The organism is Vibrio sp. (genome assembly GCF_038138445.1).
Taxonomy (GTDB): domain Bacteria; phylum Pseudomonadota; class Gammaproteobacteria; order Enterobacterales; family Vibrionaceae; genus Vibrio.
Map to the genome: position 1 here is coordinate 13703 of NZ_JAYQDQ010000048.1, position 17295 is coordinate 30997.

The 17295-nt window shown below is 41.7% G+C and carries 15 protein-coding genes and 1 pseudogene; 5 read left to right on the top strand and 11 right to left on the bottom strand.

Annotated features, from left to right (window positions below; translation table 11 throughout):
- Positions 1 to 30 precede the first annotated feature (30 nt).
- Together AAFM34_RS13095 and AAFM34_RS13100 are read right to left on the bottom strand one after the other, a co-directional pair.
- Positions 31 to 216, bottom strand: coding sequence for a hypothetical protein (locus AAFM34_RS13095; protein WP_341663511.1), 186 nt, complete (start codon positions 214 to 216; stop codon positions 31 to 33).
- 120 nt (positions 217 to 336) lie between these two features.
- Positions 337 to 1857 (bottom strand): fumarate hydratase, encoded by a 1521-nt coding sequence (locus AAFM34_RS13100; RefSeq protein WP_341663514.1) that lies wholly within the window; start codon positions 1855 to 1857, stop codon positions 337 to 339.
- Between the two features lie 205 nt (positions 1858 to 2062).
- Between AAFM34_RS13100 and pabB the strand changes: the two genes are divergently transcribed.
- Entirely contained in the window at positions 2063 to 3433 is a 1371-nt protein-coding gene (pabB, locus tag AAFM34_RS13105) for an aminodeoxychorismate synthase component I (protein WP_341663515.1), read from the top strand.
- An 11-nt stretch (positions 3434 to 3444) separates the two neighbouring features.
- On the opposite strand, the pseudogene AAFM34_RS13110 reads toward pabB, so the two are convergent.
- Both AAFM34_RS13110 and AAFM34_RS13115 read right to left on the bottom strand, forming a co-directional pair.
- Positions 3445 to 5139 (bottom strand): annotated as a pseudogene (locus AAFM34_RS13110) (ATP-binding protein).
- A 4-nt stretch (positions 5140 to 5143) separates the two neighbouring features.
- Positions 5144 to 5686 carry a heme NO-binding domain-containing protein gene (locus AAFM34_RS13115; protein ID WP_341663517.1) on the bottom strand — a complete coding sequence of 181 codons (543 nt, stop codon included), beginning with the start codon at positions 5684 to 5686 and terminating at the stop codon, positions 5144 to 5146.
- 84 nt (positions 5687 to 5770) lie between these two features.
- Between AAFM34_RS13115 and AAFM34_RS13120 the strand changes: the two genes are divergently transcribed.
- The 3 genes from AAFM34_RS13120 to AAFM34_RS13130 all read left to right on the top strand — a co-directional run bounded on the left by AAFM34_RS13120 (position 5771) and on the right by AAFM34_RS13130 (position 9334).
- Positions 5771 to 6373 carry a CoA pyrophosphatase gene (locus AAFM34_RS13120; protein ID WP_341663519.1) on the top strand — a complete coding sequence of 201 codons (603 nt, stop codon included), beginning with the start codon at positions 5771 to 5773 and terminating at the stop codon, positions 6371 to 6373.
- A gap of 254 nt (positions 6374 to 6627) precedes the next feature.
- On the top strand, positions 6628 to 7881 hold the full coding sequence (locus AAFM34_RS13125) for an aromatic amino acid transport family protein (RefSeq protein ID WP_341663521.1): 1254 nt from the start codon (positions 6628 to 6630) through the stop codon (positions 7879 to 7881).
- Positions 7882 to 7972: 91 nt separating this feature from the next.
- Positions 7973 to 9334, top strand: coding sequence for an L-serine ammonia-lyase (locus tag AAFM34_RS13130; protein ID WP_341663523.1), 1362 nt, complete (start codon positions 7973 to 7975; stop codon positions 9332 to 9334).
- A gap of 60 nt (positions 9335 to 9394) precedes the next feature.
- On the opposite strand, the gene AAFM34_RS13135 is transcribed toward AAFM34_RS13130, so the two are convergent.
- The 4 genes from AAFM34_RS13135 to queD all read right to left on the bottom strand — a co-directional run bounded on the left by AAFM34_RS13135 (position 9395) and on the right by queD (position 12879).
- Complete coding sequence (locus AAFM34_RS13135) at positions 9395 to 9952, bottom strand: prepilin-type N-terminal cleavage/methylation domain-containing protein (protein ID WP_341663525.1); 558 nt, start codon at positions 9950 to 9952, stop codon at positions 9395 to 9397.
- A gap of 281 nt (positions 9953 to 10233) precedes the next feature.
- On the bottom strand, positions 10234 to 11388 hold the full coding sequence (locus AAFM34_RS13140; protein ID WP_341663527.1) for an aromatic amino acid transport family protein: 1155 nt from the start codon (positions 11386 to 11388) through the stop codon (positions 10234 to 10236).
- 387 nt (positions 11389 to 11775) lie between these two features.
- Positions 11776 to 12414, bottom strand: coding sequence for a hypothetical protein (locus tag AAFM34_RS13145; protein ID WP_341663529.1), 639 nt, complete (start codon positions 12412 to 12414; stop codon positions 11776 to 11778).
- A 102-nt stretch (positions 12415 to 12516) separates the two neighbouring features.
- Positions 12517 to 12879, bottom strand: a complete 363-nt coding sequence (gene queD, locus AAFM34_RS13150; protein WP_341663531.1) for a 6-carboxytetrahydropterin synthase QueD — start codon at positions 12877 to 12879, stop codon at positions 12517 to 12519.
- Between the two features lie 305 nt (positions 12880 to 13184).
- On the opposite strand from queD, the gene asnS reads away from it, so the two are divergent.
- A complete protein-coding gene (asnS, locus tag AAFM34_RS13155) occupies positions 13185 to 14585 on the top strand; it encodes an asparagine--tRNA ligase (RefSeq protein WP_341663533.1) in 1401 nt (466 codons plus the stop codon).
- A 33-nt stretch (positions 14586 to 14618) separates the two neighbouring features.
- On the opposite strand, the gene AAFM34_RS13160 is transcribed toward asnS, so the two are convergent.
- The 3 genes from AAFM34_RS13160 to AAFM34_RS13170 form a co-directional block, all read right to left on the bottom strand.
- Positions 14619 to 14858, bottom strand: a complete 240-nt coding sequence (locus tag AAFM34_RS13160) for a hypothetical protein (RefSeq protein ID WP_160931094.1) — start codon at positions 14856 to 14858, stop codon at positions 14619 to 14621.
- A gap of 513 nt (positions 14859 to 15371) precedes the next feature.
- The gene (locus AAFM34_RS13165) at positions 15372 to 15581 is read right to left on the bottom strand and encodes a hypothetical protein (RefSeq protein WP_341663538.1); all 210 of its coding nucleotides are present in this window, start codon (positions 15579 to 15581) and stop codon (positions 15372 to 15374) included.
- A gap of 95 nt (positions 15582 to 15676) precedes the next feature.
- Positions 15677 to 17065 carry a PLP-dependent aminotransferase family protein gene (locus tag AAFM34_RS13170; protein ID WP_341663540.1) on the bottom strand — a complete coding sequence of 463 codons (1389 nt, stop codon included), beginning with the start codon at positions 17063 to 17065 and terminating at the stop codon, positions 15677 to 15679.
- Positions 17066 to 17295 lie beyond the last annotated feature (230 nt).

Sequence of the window (17295 nt, forward strand, 5' to 3'; positions counted from 1 at the left end):
ATTATGAACTGAGACGGTAATGGACAGTACTTAGTCGTCTTCTGTAAGCTTATAGATAACAAACAAAGATAATTCTAATAGAACAAATAACACCAGAGTTAAGCGTACATATTTTTGGTCAAAGACGCTCACCCCATAAAAAATCATGTCATAGCCGACAAAGCAGCCAATAAGTACAGCGATAATGGTTTGTAAAATTCGGATAAATCGAGGCATTAATATTCCTTACGTTATGTCGAGTTAAGATAGATACGAAACAAAAAAAGGTGCAGCTAAGCTACACCCTATAACTCTTTGTATACCTAATATTATTAAAATCAGGTATGATGGCAACCTTTACTGAGATTCCATTTCTTGAATCTTAACTTTCCAAGTATCTGGGCCGATTTGATGAGCATTGGCACCATTAGAATCAACAGCAACCGTTACTGGCATATCCTCGACTTCAAATTCATAAATCGCTTCCATACCTAGATCTTCAAATGCGACAACTCTGGCTTTTTTCACCGCTTTCGCGACAAGATAAGCTGCACCACCAACTGCCATTAAATAAACCGCTTTGTGCTTCTTGATCGATTCGACAGTTGCTGGGCCGCGTTCAGCTTTACCTATCATGCCCATAATGCCCGTTTCTTCCAGCATCATGTCAGTAAACTTATCCATGCGGGTAGAGGTCGTGGGGCCTGCAGGGCCAACTACTTCATCACCCACTGCATCTACAGGGCCAACGTAATAGATAAACTTACCTTTTAGGTCAACACCTTTTGGTAGCCCTTCACCACTTTCAAGCATACCCTGAATACGCTTATGAGCTGCGTCTCGACCCGTTAAAATCTTACCTGAAAGCAGAACGGTTTCACCTGTTTTCCATTGTTCAACGTCGGCTTTGGTTACCGTGTCTAGGCTAACACGACGCGTATTTTCTCCCGCTTCCCAAGTGATTTTTGGCCAATCTTCTAACTTAGGAGGGGTTAACTCTGCTGGACCTGAGCCGTCAAGAGTGAAGTGTACATGACGAGTCGCCGCACAGTTTGGAATGAGGCAAACAGGCTTCGACGCCGCATGAGTAGGTGCTGTTTTAATTTTAACGTCTACGACAGTCGTTAAACCACCTAATCCCTGTGCACCAATACCTAGTTTGTTGACTCGATTAAAGATATCAAGGCGAAGCTCTTCTTCGGTATTTTGAGGACCACGATCAATAAGTTCCTGAATATCAATATGTTCCATCAAGGACTCTTTAGCCAATACTGCGGCTTTTTCAGCAGTACCACCAATACCAATACCTAACATACCCGGCGGACACCAACCCGCTCCCATGGTAGGTAAGGTTTTTTCGACCCATTCTGCGATATCATCGGATGGGTTAAGCATGACCATCTTGGTTTTATTCTCAGAACCGCCACCTTTAGCTGCAATCTGTATTTCAACTGTATTACCCGGCACCATTGAAATATGAACAACAGCTGGTGTGTTATCCTTGGTATTAATTCGTTTCCCAGCTGGATCTAATAAAATTGATGCTCTCAGAGGGTTATCGGGGTTGTTATAGGCTTGACGAACACCTTCATCAATCATCTGCTGGACTGTCATATCTGTACTGTCCCACTGAACGCCCATTCCGATATAGACAAAACAGGTAACAATACCCGTATCTTGACATATTGGCCGATGGCCTTCTGCAGACATGCGAGAGTTAATCAAAATCTGAGCAATAGCGTCTTTGGCCGCTTGGCTCTCCTCTTTGTTATAGGCTTCTTCAAGGGCTTGAACAAAGTCTAGAGGGTGATAGTAAGAAATATATTGAAGTGCATCAGCCACACTGCTGATCACATCCTGCTTGCGAATTACCGTCATTGCATGCCTCGTTATAGTTATGCTTCCTTTTGATGCCGCTGTGTATAGTTCAGCTTACATTCTTGCTTCTAACCACAAGTTTAGATGAGCTGAGGCTATCTTGTTATTATAAACATCATTGTAGCGGCGATAGGTCGCAGTATGATACTCTTGCTTCACTTCTCTTGCTACGCACTGAACCATCTCTTTGTCACAAAAAAAACAAATGAATCAAAAGACGTCAAATTGCCTAGAAATCAAGCCTCTTAACTATCAACCAGATTTATCAATAGAGCTTTTTAATAACATTGCTTCCCTACCATGGGCTATGCTGCTTCGCTCGGCTTCAAGAAATCATGTGGATAGCCGTTTCGATGTTTTAGTCACCACACCTTTGGTGAAAATCGTCACTTACGGGCAAACAACTCAAGTGATCAACCCCGACGGTCAATTTGAATCTGGTGATGATCCTTTCCTGCTTCTAGAACAGCAGCAAAACAAGTGGTTACCTGAACTTGACTATCAGGGAGATCTGCCTTTTATTGGAGGCGCATTAGGATATTTCTCTTATGATCTCGGGCGAAGGGTCGAACAACTACCACAAATTGCCCAGCAAGACTTAACCACACCAGATATGGCGGTAGGAATTTACAGCTGGGCTGTCGTTGTCGATCATCAAAACAAGACGGCCTATATTGTGGGCGAAAATGTCGATGAACATTATGCATGGCTCATCAACCAAGACTCAATATTAAATCCCGACTTCGCTCTAAAATCTGAGTGGCAGTCTAACATGACAAAGCAAGAGTATGTGGAACGTTTCTCAAGAGTCAAAGATTACTTACACTCTGGGGATTGCTATCAGATCAACCTAGCGCAACGCTTTAACGCTGAGTACATAGGCTGTGAATGGCAAGCATACCAAAAACTAGAACAGTTTAACCAAGGCCCTTTCTCAGCTTTCATTCGCACAGACAAAAGCACCATTTTAAGTGTATCTCCTGAACGCTTCCTTCGTCTCAGCGCTGGTAAAATTGAAACTAAACCAATAAAAGGAACGCGTCCGCGTCATACATGTATTCATACAGATTCAGCTCAAGCCAACGAGCTTGCCAAAGCGGAAAAGGATCAAGCTGAAAATCTTATGATTGTTGATTTGCTGAGAAATGATATTGGCAAAGTTGCAAAACCTGGCACTGTCCATGTGCCAAAGTTGTTTGACATTGAGAGCTTTCCTGCTGTCCATCATCTGGTTAGTACGATTAGAGCCGAGTTACACCATGATTATTCACCAACCGATTTATTACGCGCTAGCTTTCCCGGAGGCTCTATAACAGGCGCGCCCAAAATTAGGGCAATGGAAATTATAGAAGAGCTCGAACCACATCGTCGAAGTGCATACTGCGGTAGCATTGGCTACATTAGCCGCCACGGCAGCATGGATACCAGTATTACCATACGTACTCTTATCGCAGAAAATAATCACCTCTATGTTTGGGCAGGAGGCGGGCTTGTAGCAGACAGCCTAAGCTGTGCTGAATATCAAGAAACTCTCGATAAACTTTGTAGGATTTTACCTATATTAGAGAATAATTAGGTCAGAATAAACTAAGCCCATTTTTCAATCATCAGCTTTAGTTCTTTCGCGGTATATGGCTTACTTAATATGTCATCCATACCACTCTGGATGCATTTTTCTCGCTCTTCGAGGGTCGTGCCAGCGGTAAGCGCGATAATGGGCTTAGTGTATTTTTGTCCGCGTAAGAACTCAGTGGCTTCAAACCCATCCATTTCCGGCATTCTACAGTCCATGAAAATAATATCGTAGTCTCGCTCAGACACAGAACTTATCGCTTCTTTACCGTTATTAGCAATGTCTGGAATTATCGAAATTTTTCGCATCATTTGATTGAAGATGACCTGATTCATTCGAATATCATCCACCACCAAGATTGATAAGGTATCCAGTTGTTTTTCGACTCTTTGAATATGGTTCTTGTGTTGCTTTTCTTGGACTTCAGGAATTTTTAGGGGTATCACAATATCAAATTCAGTCCCCACTCCTTCTTGGCTACTAAAATCAATTTCTCCATCCATGAGTTCGACCAAGTTTTTGCAAATCGCGAGGCCTAGCCCAGTACCTTCAAACTTACGTTTTGCCGTTAAATCAGCTTGCACAAAGGGATTGAACAAAAGTGCTTGGGCTTCCTTGGGGATACCAAGCCCTGTATCTTTAACTTGTATATGAAGCTTGCCACTCCTTCACTTAATAATAACGCTAACACTTCCTTCTATAGTGAACTTGATAGCATTGCCAATCACATTTATTAGCACTTGGCACAGACGATCAAAGTCACCTTCTAGATTGGCGGGCACTTTCTTAGAGCTGTCAATCCCAAAACTAATTCCTTTATCAAGCGCCCTATTTACAAACACACTGTCTAACATATTGGTAAGATCGACGAGAGAAAACTGAGAAGGAATGAGTTCCATCATCCCTGCGCTCATCTTACTAAAATCAAGAATGTCGTTGATGATATGACGAAGTAGTTCTCCCGAGTGAGTAAGATTAGTAAGGAATGTGAGCTGCTCTTCATCAAGCGAAGTATCTGAGAGCAATTCAGCGCTACCTAGTAGACCATTCAACGGTGTTCGTAACTCATGATTAATCATGGCCACAAACTCTTTGGTCGCCTTTTCTGACTCCTCTGCTCTGGCTCTCGCCTGCTGATTACTCGTCAGTATAATTTGTCGGTTGATGGCACTGCATAATAGGTCTGCGACCAAGCGTAACTGGCTAACGATGAATTCAGCTTCTATATCTTGATCAAGGATCTCAACCGACAGCTCTCCAACGACTTGATGATCAACTTCTAATGGCAATGAGAGCTGTGCACCTTGCCAAACTACAAAAGGCTTGATGGCTTCAGTGCTCTTTGTCTTACTGGAACCAAACTGACTCGCTTTGACTGTCAACACCGTATCGCAAACCAAAAATACTCCCGAATGGCCTAGCGCTGATGATGCATCCAAACGCTCTAAGAGACTGGCTAATAAGCCATCGTCTAGGGTACGCCCCAAAAAAGCTCGACCAAAATAGAGTAATGTCTCATTGATTTGCTCTTCAAATTGAAGTTTGTGTAGATCAATATGAGTCTGCCTTTTGAGCTCACTCAATACAAGATTTAGCTGCTCATTGGCTTCGTACAATTCGAGACTTTTTTGCTCTAATAGCAATTCAGCCTGTTTTCGCGCCGCTATCTCTCTTGCAAGCTTTCGTTCTATTGCACCTTGGCTAGCCATTAACTTACCCTACTACAGCGACCTTAAATCTCACATCGTTGCCACTTTTATCATTGTTGTGCATTACGATGTCAACCACTTCACCATAATGCTTAGCGCACCCTTCAATGAGGCCTAAGCAGACGTGAGACATACAGCGGGCACTTTTATAATCAAAAACCATTTCGGTTTCATTTTCAGAAATAAATTCAAATCGAGGTGGATTGGCTTCTTGATAGAGTTTTTTCACCTCAACATGAATATAATCTTCAACTAATCGGATGAATTGAATGGAGTTTTTACAGCGTTGTAAACTACTCTTTTCTGGTACGGATTGATATAGATTTTCAAATACCGACTGACCAAATACTCTCTGCAATTCTTCGGCAGCAATACCTGTTTGCTTACTGAGTTGAACAATTAAACGTACCAAATCTCTGTGGTCATAACTACCTACGGCAGTATAAAGGCCTTCATCACCAGCGTCTGACAATAACTGGTCAAGCGCATCTAAACCAAACTTTTCTTCGACCAAATCCATAAATTCTGTGAAGATGATTCCTTTCATAGAATGGGCTACCCTTAGAAGTGAAGTTATCATTCAAGCATGAGTCATAACATTTAGTTTTTCAAATAAGGAGGTAGAGCTAACGTGTTGTCAGAGCTCAATAAAAATCAAATCATTCAAAACTTTCAATTACAGCAAACTGTCGACTATCACCAAGAGACAATGAGACGCGTCGCTCATATCTCACGTAAATCACTACGCAAGGCCTCTGTTTTAATAGGATTTGTCGAGCGAGGGACAGGTCTCAACATTATATTCACAAGAAGAGCACAGCATCTTAAACATCACCCGGGACAGATCAGCTTTCCGGGAGGTAAGTATGAAGATAGTGACAACTCCCTGCTACAGACTGCACTGCGAGAAACCTACGAAGAAGTGGGAATACAGGAGCGCGAAATTACTATTTTCGGTCAGATGCCTGAACTTGTCACCATTAGTCATTTCACAGTAACGCCTTTTCTCGCTTTTGTCGCACCAGACTACCACACCAATATCGACTTCAATGAAGTTGACGAAATCTTTGAAGTTCCAGCATCGGTTGTCTTGGATAGACAGCAACTTCATAGCGAACGTTTTCGTGTACGCGACCACTCTCATCGTGTGTTTGGCCTTTCTTACGAAAATTATTTTATTTGGGGTATGACGGCTCAGATCATCCATGCTCTGCAAAACCATATTAATACATAGTTAAGATTCGAAATAACTACTCGCTAGGCAGATTTCGCTCTAGATCGACCAGTGAAAAAACCACACATTAGTTTTTATTATTAAATCGATTAATAAAAATCATGAAAGAACCATAGATTTCGTGAACAAATCCTTGTTTTTAACATATGTAATTATTAGTCGAGCCAATTCATGATTTAGATCTATTTTTTGTGCAATATTTCATGCAAAATTGCACCCAACTTATTTCCTGTTCCCAAAATGAGTATTATAAAATGAATCCTACAAATTCTGCGGATTACGCCGCACAATCGTCTAGTAAGTTTACTTACAAAGACTTCACTTGGTGTCTGTCACTTTTTGGCACTGCAGTAGGTGCTGGTGTGCTGTTTTTGCCAATAAAAGCTGGTGCTGGAGGCTTTTGGCCATTAGTTATTCTCGCGCTCATCGCTGCGCCAATGACTTGGTTTGCTCACAAATCTCTTGCTCGCTTTGTGCTTTCAGCTAAAAACCCAAACGCAGATATTACTGACACTGTCGAAGAACACTTTGGTAAAACGGGTGCCAACCTTATTACCTTCGCCTATTTTTTTGCGATTTACCCTATCGTTCTTATTTACGGTGTCGGTATCACCAATACCGTAGATTCTTTCCTAGTCAACCAAATTGGTATGGAATCGATTCCTAGATGGCTGCTCTCTGGAGCACTTATTACAGCAATGACAGCAGGAGTTGTATTCGGTAAAGAATTAATGCTTAGAGCGACCTCCGCAATGGTCTACCCTCTAGTATTTATTTTGCTTGCTCTCTCTTTCTACCTGATTCCAGATTGGAATAGCTCTATGGTAGAAGTGGCTCCAGATTGGTCGACGATGCCTACTGTAGTTTGGCTTGCAATCCCAATTATTGTATTCTCATTCAACCATAGTCCTATCATTTCACAGTTCGCTAAAGAACAAAGACGTAAACACGGCGATGATGCAGTAGGAAAAACAGATTCCATTACTGGTGGCGCAGCCATAATGCTGATGGGCTTTGTCATGTTCTTTGTTTTCTCTGTGGTTCTGTCACTTTCACCAGAGCAATTGGCTATGGCAAAAGAGCAAAACATCTCGGTATTGTCATACCTTGCTAACGCTCATGAATCTCCTCTTATCTCCTATTTAGGTCCCCTGGTAGCATTTGCGGCAATTACATCAAGCTATTTTGGCCATTTCCTTGGCGCTCATGAAGGCCTTGTCGGTTTAATCAAGTCACGCTCTAGTGCACCAGTAAGTGCTGTTGAGAAAGGGTCTTTGATCTTTATAGTCATTACCACTTGGATAGTTGCAATTATTAACCCAAGCATCCTAGATATGATAGAAACTATGGGTGCTCCTATGATTGCGGCAATCTTATTTTTGATGCCTGTTATCGCCATGCAAAAAGTACCAGCCATGGCAAAATACAAAACTTCTGCGCCAGTGCAGATTTTCACAACAATCTGTGGCCTTGCCGCTATTACTTCGGTAATCTACGGCGCGTTTTAACCACGTTTCTTTTAGACGTGGTTTTGTAAAAATATAACGATAATAAAAAACCTCCCGCTTCTTAGGGAGGTTTTGTTTTGAGGAAATCGATATGATTAGTGTTTTCGACATCTATAAGATCGGTGTTGGTCCTTCAAGTTCACACACTGTAGGCCCAATGAAAGCGGGTAAAGAATTTACTGATGATTTACGTTCAATGGGAAAATTGCGTGACATCACCAAAATTACCGTTGACGTTTATGGTTCGCTATCACTGACAGGGAAAGGTCACCACACTGATATTGCAATTATCATGGGTCTTGCTGGTAATACTCCCGAAAAAGTCGATATTGACTCTATTCCAAGTTTTATCTCACGAGTTGAGGAGACAGAGCGTCTTCCTGTGGGCATGCATTGTCATACTGTTTCGTTCCCAAAAGAAGGCGGGATGACCTTCCATAAAACCAATCTTGAATTGCATGAAAATGGCATGCAGATCCATGCTTGGGTAGAGAATGAAAAAGTATACTCAAAAACCTATTACTCCATAGGCGGCGGCTTCATTGTCGACGAAGAAAATTTCGGCAAAGAACAGCAAAGCGCAGTCAAAGCACCTTATGAGTTTACTTCTGCAGAGGAGTTGGTAAACCAATGTAAGGAAAGCGGCTTATCTATCAGCACCCTAGTGATGAAGAACCAAACAGCATTGCATTCAGAAGAAGAAACACGCACATACTTTGCCAACATCTGGAAAACAATGCGTGAGTGCATGGATCGCGGCATGAACACGGAAGGTATCCTTCCTGGGCCTTTGCGAGTACCGCGTCGCGCTGCGGCTCTTCGTCAACAACTGCTGACTTCAGAAAAAACCACTAATGATCCTATGTCGGTGGTTGACTGGGTAAATATGTTCGCTTTTGCTGTCAATGAAGAGAACGCAGCAGGCGGTCGCGTTGTGACAGCTCCCACCAATGGCGCTTGTGGCATAATTCCATCCGTTCTCGCCTATTACGATAAGTTTATCCAGACGGTAACTGAGAAAGATTACCTTCGCTACTTTGCAGCATCAGGTGCTATTGGCGGCTTGTATAAACGAAACGCATCCATATCGGGTGCTGAAGTTGGATGTCAAGGAGAAGTCGGTGTAGCTTGCTCGATGGCAGCGGCTGGTTTAGCTGAGCTAATGGGTGGAAGCCCTGAACAGGTATGTATGGCTGCAGAAATTGCAATGGAACATAACTTAGGGTTGACTTGCGACCCAGTAGCTGGTCAGGTTCAGGTTCCTTGCATTGAGCGTAATGGCATTGCAGCAGTGAAAGCCATTAACTCGTCGCGAATGGCATTGCGCCGTTCATCAGCGCCTACCGTCTCACTCGATAAAGTCATAGAGACGATGCTTGAAACAGGCAAAGACATGAACGCTAAATACCGCGAAACATCTCAAGGTGGCTTAGCTGTAAAAGTAATTTGCTAACTAGCTAAAGCCAATAAAAAGGTGGGAAACAAAATTCTCACCTTTATCTAATACTAATAATTAGCAACCACTCACTTCTACTTTTACATTACACACGCAGCCATCCGCTGGGCATTGTTCAGGCGATGAGCGGCCAAAAGAGTCATAAATAGCATAACAGCCTTGAGGAAGATCAATGATATCGCTTCCCTTCAGCTCATGTTTGGATTTAAAAGGGAAATTAAATCCAACAACTGTATAGCGATTACCAGCCAGCGATTTTATATTTTCATCATCGCTAATATGAAGAAAATCCACCATGGTTAACCGGTCACCCTCTTCTCCAACACTTTCAGGGCATAAATTTCCCCAGTCAACTTCTACGCTGCCAAATTCAAAATTCACCAAAAAATCGGACTGATTGGCAGGATTAGTCGCACTTGGGCTTAAGCCACTAAGGTACGACTTAGCTACAACCTGTGTTATAGTGCTTTTCATTGCTCCAGAAATTCCTTGAATCACAGAAACTCTTGCTGATTGCTGAAAATTAAGGAACTTTGGCGCTGCTGTTACCGCCAACACACCTAGGATAACAATAACAAGCACCAGTTCTACTAAACTAAAACCATTTCTCTTCATTGCAACTCTTTAAATTTACGACGAAAAAAGCTCAGCAGCTAAAAATTTAGCGGGCAATTATATACAAAATTAATAAGAAAGCGAGAATTATTGACTAATTTATATACAACAAATAGGCAATTTGGTTTATATGGGTGGGAGATAACTACCTGAAAAGCGCTAATTTTACTAGACTAGATTAACATAGCTAGTTTTGTTCTAAGTCCGTAGACATGAATCAAACAAATATAAGATTCAATAAAGAAAAAGGCCTCTGATTAGAGGCCTTCGACTTTTCAAACTTAAATAAGCTGAGAAGCAATCAAAAATACACCAAAGCATAGTGAAAACAATAACATAGCATTACCACCCTCCGCTTTATATCGTTTCGATTGCATATTTTGGCTACGTACAACATAGACCATCGCAAGTGGAATAAATACAGCTAAGAAGACTAATATGATTCCTGCATAGCTCAGCACGGCAAGAAATTTGTCAGCCGCTAGAAGAGCACCCGCTAAAGGCAAAATAAACGTAAGAACATAGGTTACTAATTTATTCTGACCAAACGTATCTCGGTTTTGATTATACAAAGACATAGCAACACCGAAAAATGAGGTAAGAAGTGCTAAACCAGTAAAAACCGAGAGAATGGTTCCAATCCACTGGGAGCTGTCTCCAAAGGCAAGAATAAGATCAGATACATTTGAGAACTCTCCCAATTGGTCTGGTCTCAAATTACCTACAACAGCAAACAACCAACATAGATAACACACAAGAGGTATTATTGAACCAATAATAACCATGTTTCTTAATTGCTTATCATCTGCCTCATGGTTATATGCTACTAATGAAGGGATAACCACCATAAACCCAAAACTCGTGAAAAGTACCGCACTTGTTTTAATTAAATCAACTTTATTGCTGCTTACGATATGGGTAATATTCGCCGTTTTAAAATCAGGGAGTAAGATTACTAGGCTAAGCCCCAAACTGATGATCATAACAAAAAACAATAAACGATTGAGCTTATCTACCACTCCTGTTCCGCAGGCAATAATAATTCCTGATATTAGCGTGAATGCAATTTGGCTGTGTTGTTGAGAAACATCTAGCCCAATAAAAGAGGTAAACTGGCCAAGTAAATCTGCAGCTCCAAGAATGTATGCCATTAACAAACAGATAAGTAACGCATAAAGGAGAATATTCGAGACCAGTTGCCCAGGCTTGCCCAATGTTTGCCTAGCGATAGAATTAAGCCCTAAGCCGCTTCCTGTTTTAAGTGTCGCCTCGAGAAGCAGCAAAGCCGCATAAGTTGTCCCAAAGCAAATAAAAATCATTAGTAAAGTGCCATACCACAGGCCAAATTGAGCTAATACCATTGGAATGGCAAGCATGCCCGCACCCAATGCGGTACCGGAAATTATAAGGGAACTACCCAGAAGTTTAGTATTCATAAAACTCGTATCTAAATTGATTGTAAGAAAGTGAACGAATGCGCGTGCCTAGCGCTGCGGCTATCGGTCAAAAACGAAAAGAATAACGAGCTTTAAAAAGGAAGGAGCAAGGTGAATATTGAGGTTGAAAACACGAATTAAGCCAAGTTGTGCTAGTTGAGCAAACATGTGGAGAACCTTCAGTTGGTTCAATAATTGGAGTGGTAATTTTTAAGATCATGTAAAAATCCGACTTGAATAGACTGTCCTTTAGGTAATACCGCATTCCTTATACGGCTTTCCTATCGTTATGAAGGAAGTGACCATCTTAATCATTGGTGATCAGATTGCAATGCTAACGATTAAGAAATTGCAAATATTAATCTGATATAACAAGCCTGCTGACAGTTATTCTGATTCCGGGGGCTCTTCTAATATGATCTTCCCTTTAATTTGAGACCCCGCATCCTTGATAAGATTAATCGGAGACATAATCACTCCTTTTACTGCTCCTGACGTTGCTTGTTCTGCTAGTTTCTGGCTTTGAGCAACAATTTCATCAGCTTTCGCAAGCATTGGAGGAATGTCATTACGCAAGTTGGTACTTTCCTGTACTAGCATTGGGACTGTGACCTGTCTATAGCCTTCACTTTCCACCAGTACAAGAGGTATCACATCCTTGCGATAACTTGAAACTTCACTCACAACGGCTGGAAATACATCGACACGATAACGAGTTAATTCGTCTAATACACTGGGTACTTTACCATCTATAGAGGCTGCGGTTTGATTTATAGCAGCCACACTTTTCGAAACTTGATCTACACTTCTCACAATGTCTGGTATCATTTGTTCAGCGACTTCAGCAACTTTCAGCCACTCTTCTACCTGAAGAGTTGTTGCCAACGAATCAATGTCTTTAAGCACCTCGGGGTAGGCTTCTATAATATTGCTCACCTTATTCGATGTAGCATGGATGGTGTAACCAAGATAAAATATCGATAAAGCTAAAACAAATTGAACCATAATAGCGATTCGTGTAACCATGCCTCCCCCCTTACTCAAAGCACATTATGTGAGCCGCTATAGCTATAAAATTGGAGAAAAGGCTAAGCAAGTCACTTTTCCTAACTCCATTTAAATCGCTATTTATTCACCTTCGTAAATACAACCTGCCGTACAGGTTTCTTTAACTTCTACTTTACTTAAAAGTGGCAGCAAAGGCTTAACTTTATCCCAAATCCACTTTGCCAATACTTCACTGGTTGGGTTTTCCAATCCTTCGATTTCATTTAGATAATGATGGTCAAGCTGCTGGTATATGGGATTAAAGACTTCTTTAATCTTGGCAAAGTCAATCAACCACCCAGTATGCGGATCTACCTCACCTTTTAGATAAAGGCGAACTAAAAAAGAGTGGCCATGCAAGCGCCCGCACTTATGCCCCTCAGGGACATTAGGTAGATGGTGTGCTGCTTCAAACATAAACTCTTTATATAATTCAGATTTCATTTTGGCTCTCTGGCAATACAAAAGACACGCAATACTAAGGAAATAGTATAGTAGTGACAAGTTTTGCTAAGGGATTTATGGGATTATTTCTTCAATGAAGTTTACGTAAAGGCAAGTATTCGTAAACGAGTTACCACAGTTTGTGCATTTTTTACTTCACTTGCGGCGAATAAAGGTTGAAGCCTCAGATTTGAAAGGTAATATGTGGTACTTAAGATATACAATTCTGTGTTACCTGCATTGCACCCATGTTGGGCGCTCAGAACACAGGATTGCCTTTTTACTTAATGGAGAATATTTACAACATGACTTACGCGCCTGTATCCGACGTATTACGCGGAAAGCTATCAGTAGACAGCGAAGTAACTGTCCGTGGCTGGATCCGCTCACGTCGTGATTCCAAAGCTGGAATCTCTTTTCTTGCCATCTACGACGGCTCTTGTTTCGACCCGATTCAGGCCGTGGTCCCAAGTAATCTCAATAATTACGCTGAAGAAGTGCTCAAACTAACCACTGGCTGTTCTGTTGAAGTAACGGGTACAATCGTCGAATCTCCCGCAAAAGGACAAGACTTTGAGCTTGCAGCAACCGCAGTAAAAGTGGTTGGCTGGGTAGAAGATGCTGACACTTACCCAATGGCAAAAACTCGCCACTCTATCGAGTATTTGCGTGAAGTAGCCCACCTACGCCCAAGAACGAACGTTATAGGTGCTGTTGCTCGAGTACGAAACTGCCTATCTCAAGCTATCCACCGCTTTTACCATGAGCAGGGTTACTATTGGGTCTCAGCTCCGCTAATTACAGCCTCAGATGCTGAAGGTGCTGGTGAGATGTTCCGTGTATCGACTTTAGACATGGAAAACCTGCCTCGTACGGAAGAAGGTAAGGTCGACTACAACGAAGATTTCTTCGGTAAAGAAACCTTTTTAACCGTGTCCGGTCAACTTAATGCCGAAGCCTATGCTTGCGCATTAAGCAAAGTATACACATTCGGACCGACGTTCAGAGCAGAGAACTCAAACACTAGCCGCCATTTAGCGGAATTTTGGATGGTAGAACCTGAAGTCGCATTTGCAGACCTTGATGATATCGCCAAGCTTTCCGAAGATATGCTGAAATATGTCTTCAAAGCAGTTTTAGAAGAGCGTCGTGACGACCTTGAGTTTTTTGCGCAGCGCATCGATAAGCAAGCAATCTCACGTTTAGAAGCATTTGTTGATTCTGACTTTGCTCAAGTAGACTACACGGATGCCATTCAAATCCTCCTCAATTCTGGTCGCGAATTTGAATTTCCCGTTGAGTGGGGTATCGATATGTCCTCAGAACATGAACGCTACCTAGCTGAAGAGCACTTTAAAGCACCTGTTATTGTGAAAAACTACCCGAAAGACATTAAAGCTTTCTACATGCGCTTGAACGACGACGGTAAAACTGTCGCAGCAATGGATGTACTTGCACCTGGTATCGGAGAGATTATTGGTGGCTCTCAGCGTGAAGAACGTCTAGAGGTACTAGATTCGCGTATGCGTGATATGGGAATCGATCCAGAACATATGGCTTGGTACCGTGACTTACGTCGCTACGGGACAGTTCCTCATGCTGGCTTTGGTTTAGGGTTTGAACGATTGGTTTCGTATGTAACAGGTATGGGTAATGTACGAGACGTTATTCCATTTCCTCGTACACCGCGCTCAGCGAGCTTTTAAAGCATATAAAAAAACCTCCCTAAGGAGGTTTTTTTATTTCATTGGACGAATAACATCAGCATTGTGTGAAATTCTTTCAGTCCAAAGCTGTAAGCGATGGTCGAATTTGGCTTCAGCGTGGTCGTGATCTAATGCACCGACTTGTTTTCGAGCAAAACCACCCAAATACCATTCAAGCACATAATTCTCTTTCGCGCCCTTTGCAAAGAAAGGGTTATAAGAGGATTTAGCGGCTAATATCTCTCCTGCATAGTAATAAACTTCCTTATCCATAAGCCGACCAGTCCTGCTTTTTTTTGTAATTTTTAGCATTGTGTTTCTTACATGGACATTACAAGCTGCGTATAACGCACACTTGCTTTAGTTAGATAAATTGTTCGATACGCGTTAAACGAGATCGGCATTAGCGATGCTCTATCTCCGGAAGTAACCATTAGCTAGTGAAGCTTCGATGGGTGCTAAATGCGATGCTGTGTTTAACATTAGTGGAGCCTAAACTAACACCATTAATATAAAGTTACAATTTGTATAACAAAAGAAAAGAAATATTCAGAAAAGATCACACCCATCACTCCACTATATTCTCACTTTAATCAGCCTGAAAGTTAAGTAATTACTCTACAAATTCCGGATGGTAGGATTTCTTGAAAATAGCTTTAACTGACTGAATGTTATAGATTGAAATATGGGCTATTGCAAAGGGGCCATGGAGAATAGGAAAGTTGGCCCCTTAACAGATAGTTTAACCAAGGTATGACCTATAATCACTGCTTACTAAATCGCAAACTACGGTGCTTCCTCCTCTTTTATTGCATACCTGAAACCCATAATACAAAGAATGAGCAATACGAAGGGAATTGCCGCTGCAGTGTACTCAACCCATATTAAGCCAGCAAAAGACTTAGCCAGAATCAAATGACCAAAAATGAGCAAAAAAGCGCTTACCAGTGCAACAGCAAATAAATAAAACTGACGTGCATAATTACGTTCGACCATACATACCTCTCTAAGCTGAATAACTTCAACCATTGCAACACAAACTCGTCACATTCAAGCAGTACAGTTACCCCGATAAATTTCCAAACAGTTGTCTAGCCATTGATCTCCATCGCAATATATTCAATAGCTTTAGATAGCTCTGATGTCATCGCATAAGAAGTATTTAGACGCATACAATTTTGGAATCTCTCTCTGGTACTGAAAAGACAACCGTAAGCAATACTGATTCCTTGTGTTTGTAGGTTTCGATACACTCGATAAGTATCAATTTCTTCCCCAAGTTCAATCCAAATAAAATAGCCTCCTCTAGGACGAGCAATTCTTATATTGGTTGGAATGAACCGCTGAAGCTCTTCAATAAAAGCTTCTTGACGAAGGTAGAGTTCTTTACGAAGTTTTCGCAGGTGATTTTCAATACTTTCGTACTTTAAAAAGTGAGCAATACCCTCTTGAACGGGCACGCTACCTGAAAGCGTTGATACTAATTGAGCTTTTTGCAACCGTTCATGGTGTTTTCTGTTTACTACCCAGCCAATTCGATAACCTGGGCATAATGATTTAGAGAATGAGCCGCATAGGAATACCCTATCTTCTTTGTCCCAATACTTGAGGGGGATAGGGCGTTGTTCACCGAAATAGAGTTCCGAGTAAACATCATCTTCCACTACAGCTATGTCATGTGCTTTCACTAACTCACTAATTTTTTGTCGCTTCTCGGTCGATAGACAAGTGCCCGTTGGATTATGAAAACTCGGCATAATCCAGCATGCTTTTATGTTGTTCTGGCTGATCGCCTTTTCAAATTGGTCAACACACAATCCTTCTTTTAAATCGACAGGTACTTCTATCGCTTTAAGGCCTAACCTCTCGATAGCTTGTATCGCCCCATAAAATGTCGGTGTCTCGATCACTACTGAATCGCCTGGTTGAACCACGACCTGCAAGCTTAGATTGAGAGCTTCCATTGCCCCAGACGTAATAACAATGTCATTGTGGGAGACTGACAGACCATGGCTAATATATCTCTGGGCAATGTGACGCCTCAACGATTCATTCCCCGGAGGCATGTTATCAAACACACTGCTAGTTGGCATTTTACGTCCAGCGCTTGCTAAATGGCGATTAAGTGACTGAAGTGGAAAGAGCGTTGGATCCGGAAAAGCAGAGCCAAGAGCAACGTTTGCATTGATATTACTTTGCAAAAACTCATAAAGCTTATCGTTATATTGAGGTCTAATTAGTTTCTCGGAGCTCACTAATGGTGCTCGTTCCATAATTGAAGTAACGAAAAATCCAGATTGTGGCTTTGCGACTAGCCATCCCTTAGATTCAAGGAGTTGGTATGCCTGCAACACTGTTGACGCACTTACTGAGCCGTTACGGCTGGTGACTCTAACTGAAGGAACTTTCTCTCCTGCACGCCAAACCCCACTCTCTATTTGTAATTTAATTTGCTCAGCAAGCTGCTGGTAGCGAGTCATATACGCCTCACCCTTTTCAATCTAAAAACATAATTTAATTAATCACTTACGCATTCACACTAAGGCTTTTAATTAATAGATCAACATTTACACCTCCCCTAGGATGCAAATTGTGAAGTCATCGACACGGATACTAAGGGTTTTGCTATATGAAAGATGCTTTCGCTCCAATGCTTGGCACTGAGGAATCCCCTGATAATTTAGATAAAAATCATCAAGTTAAGGTAGAT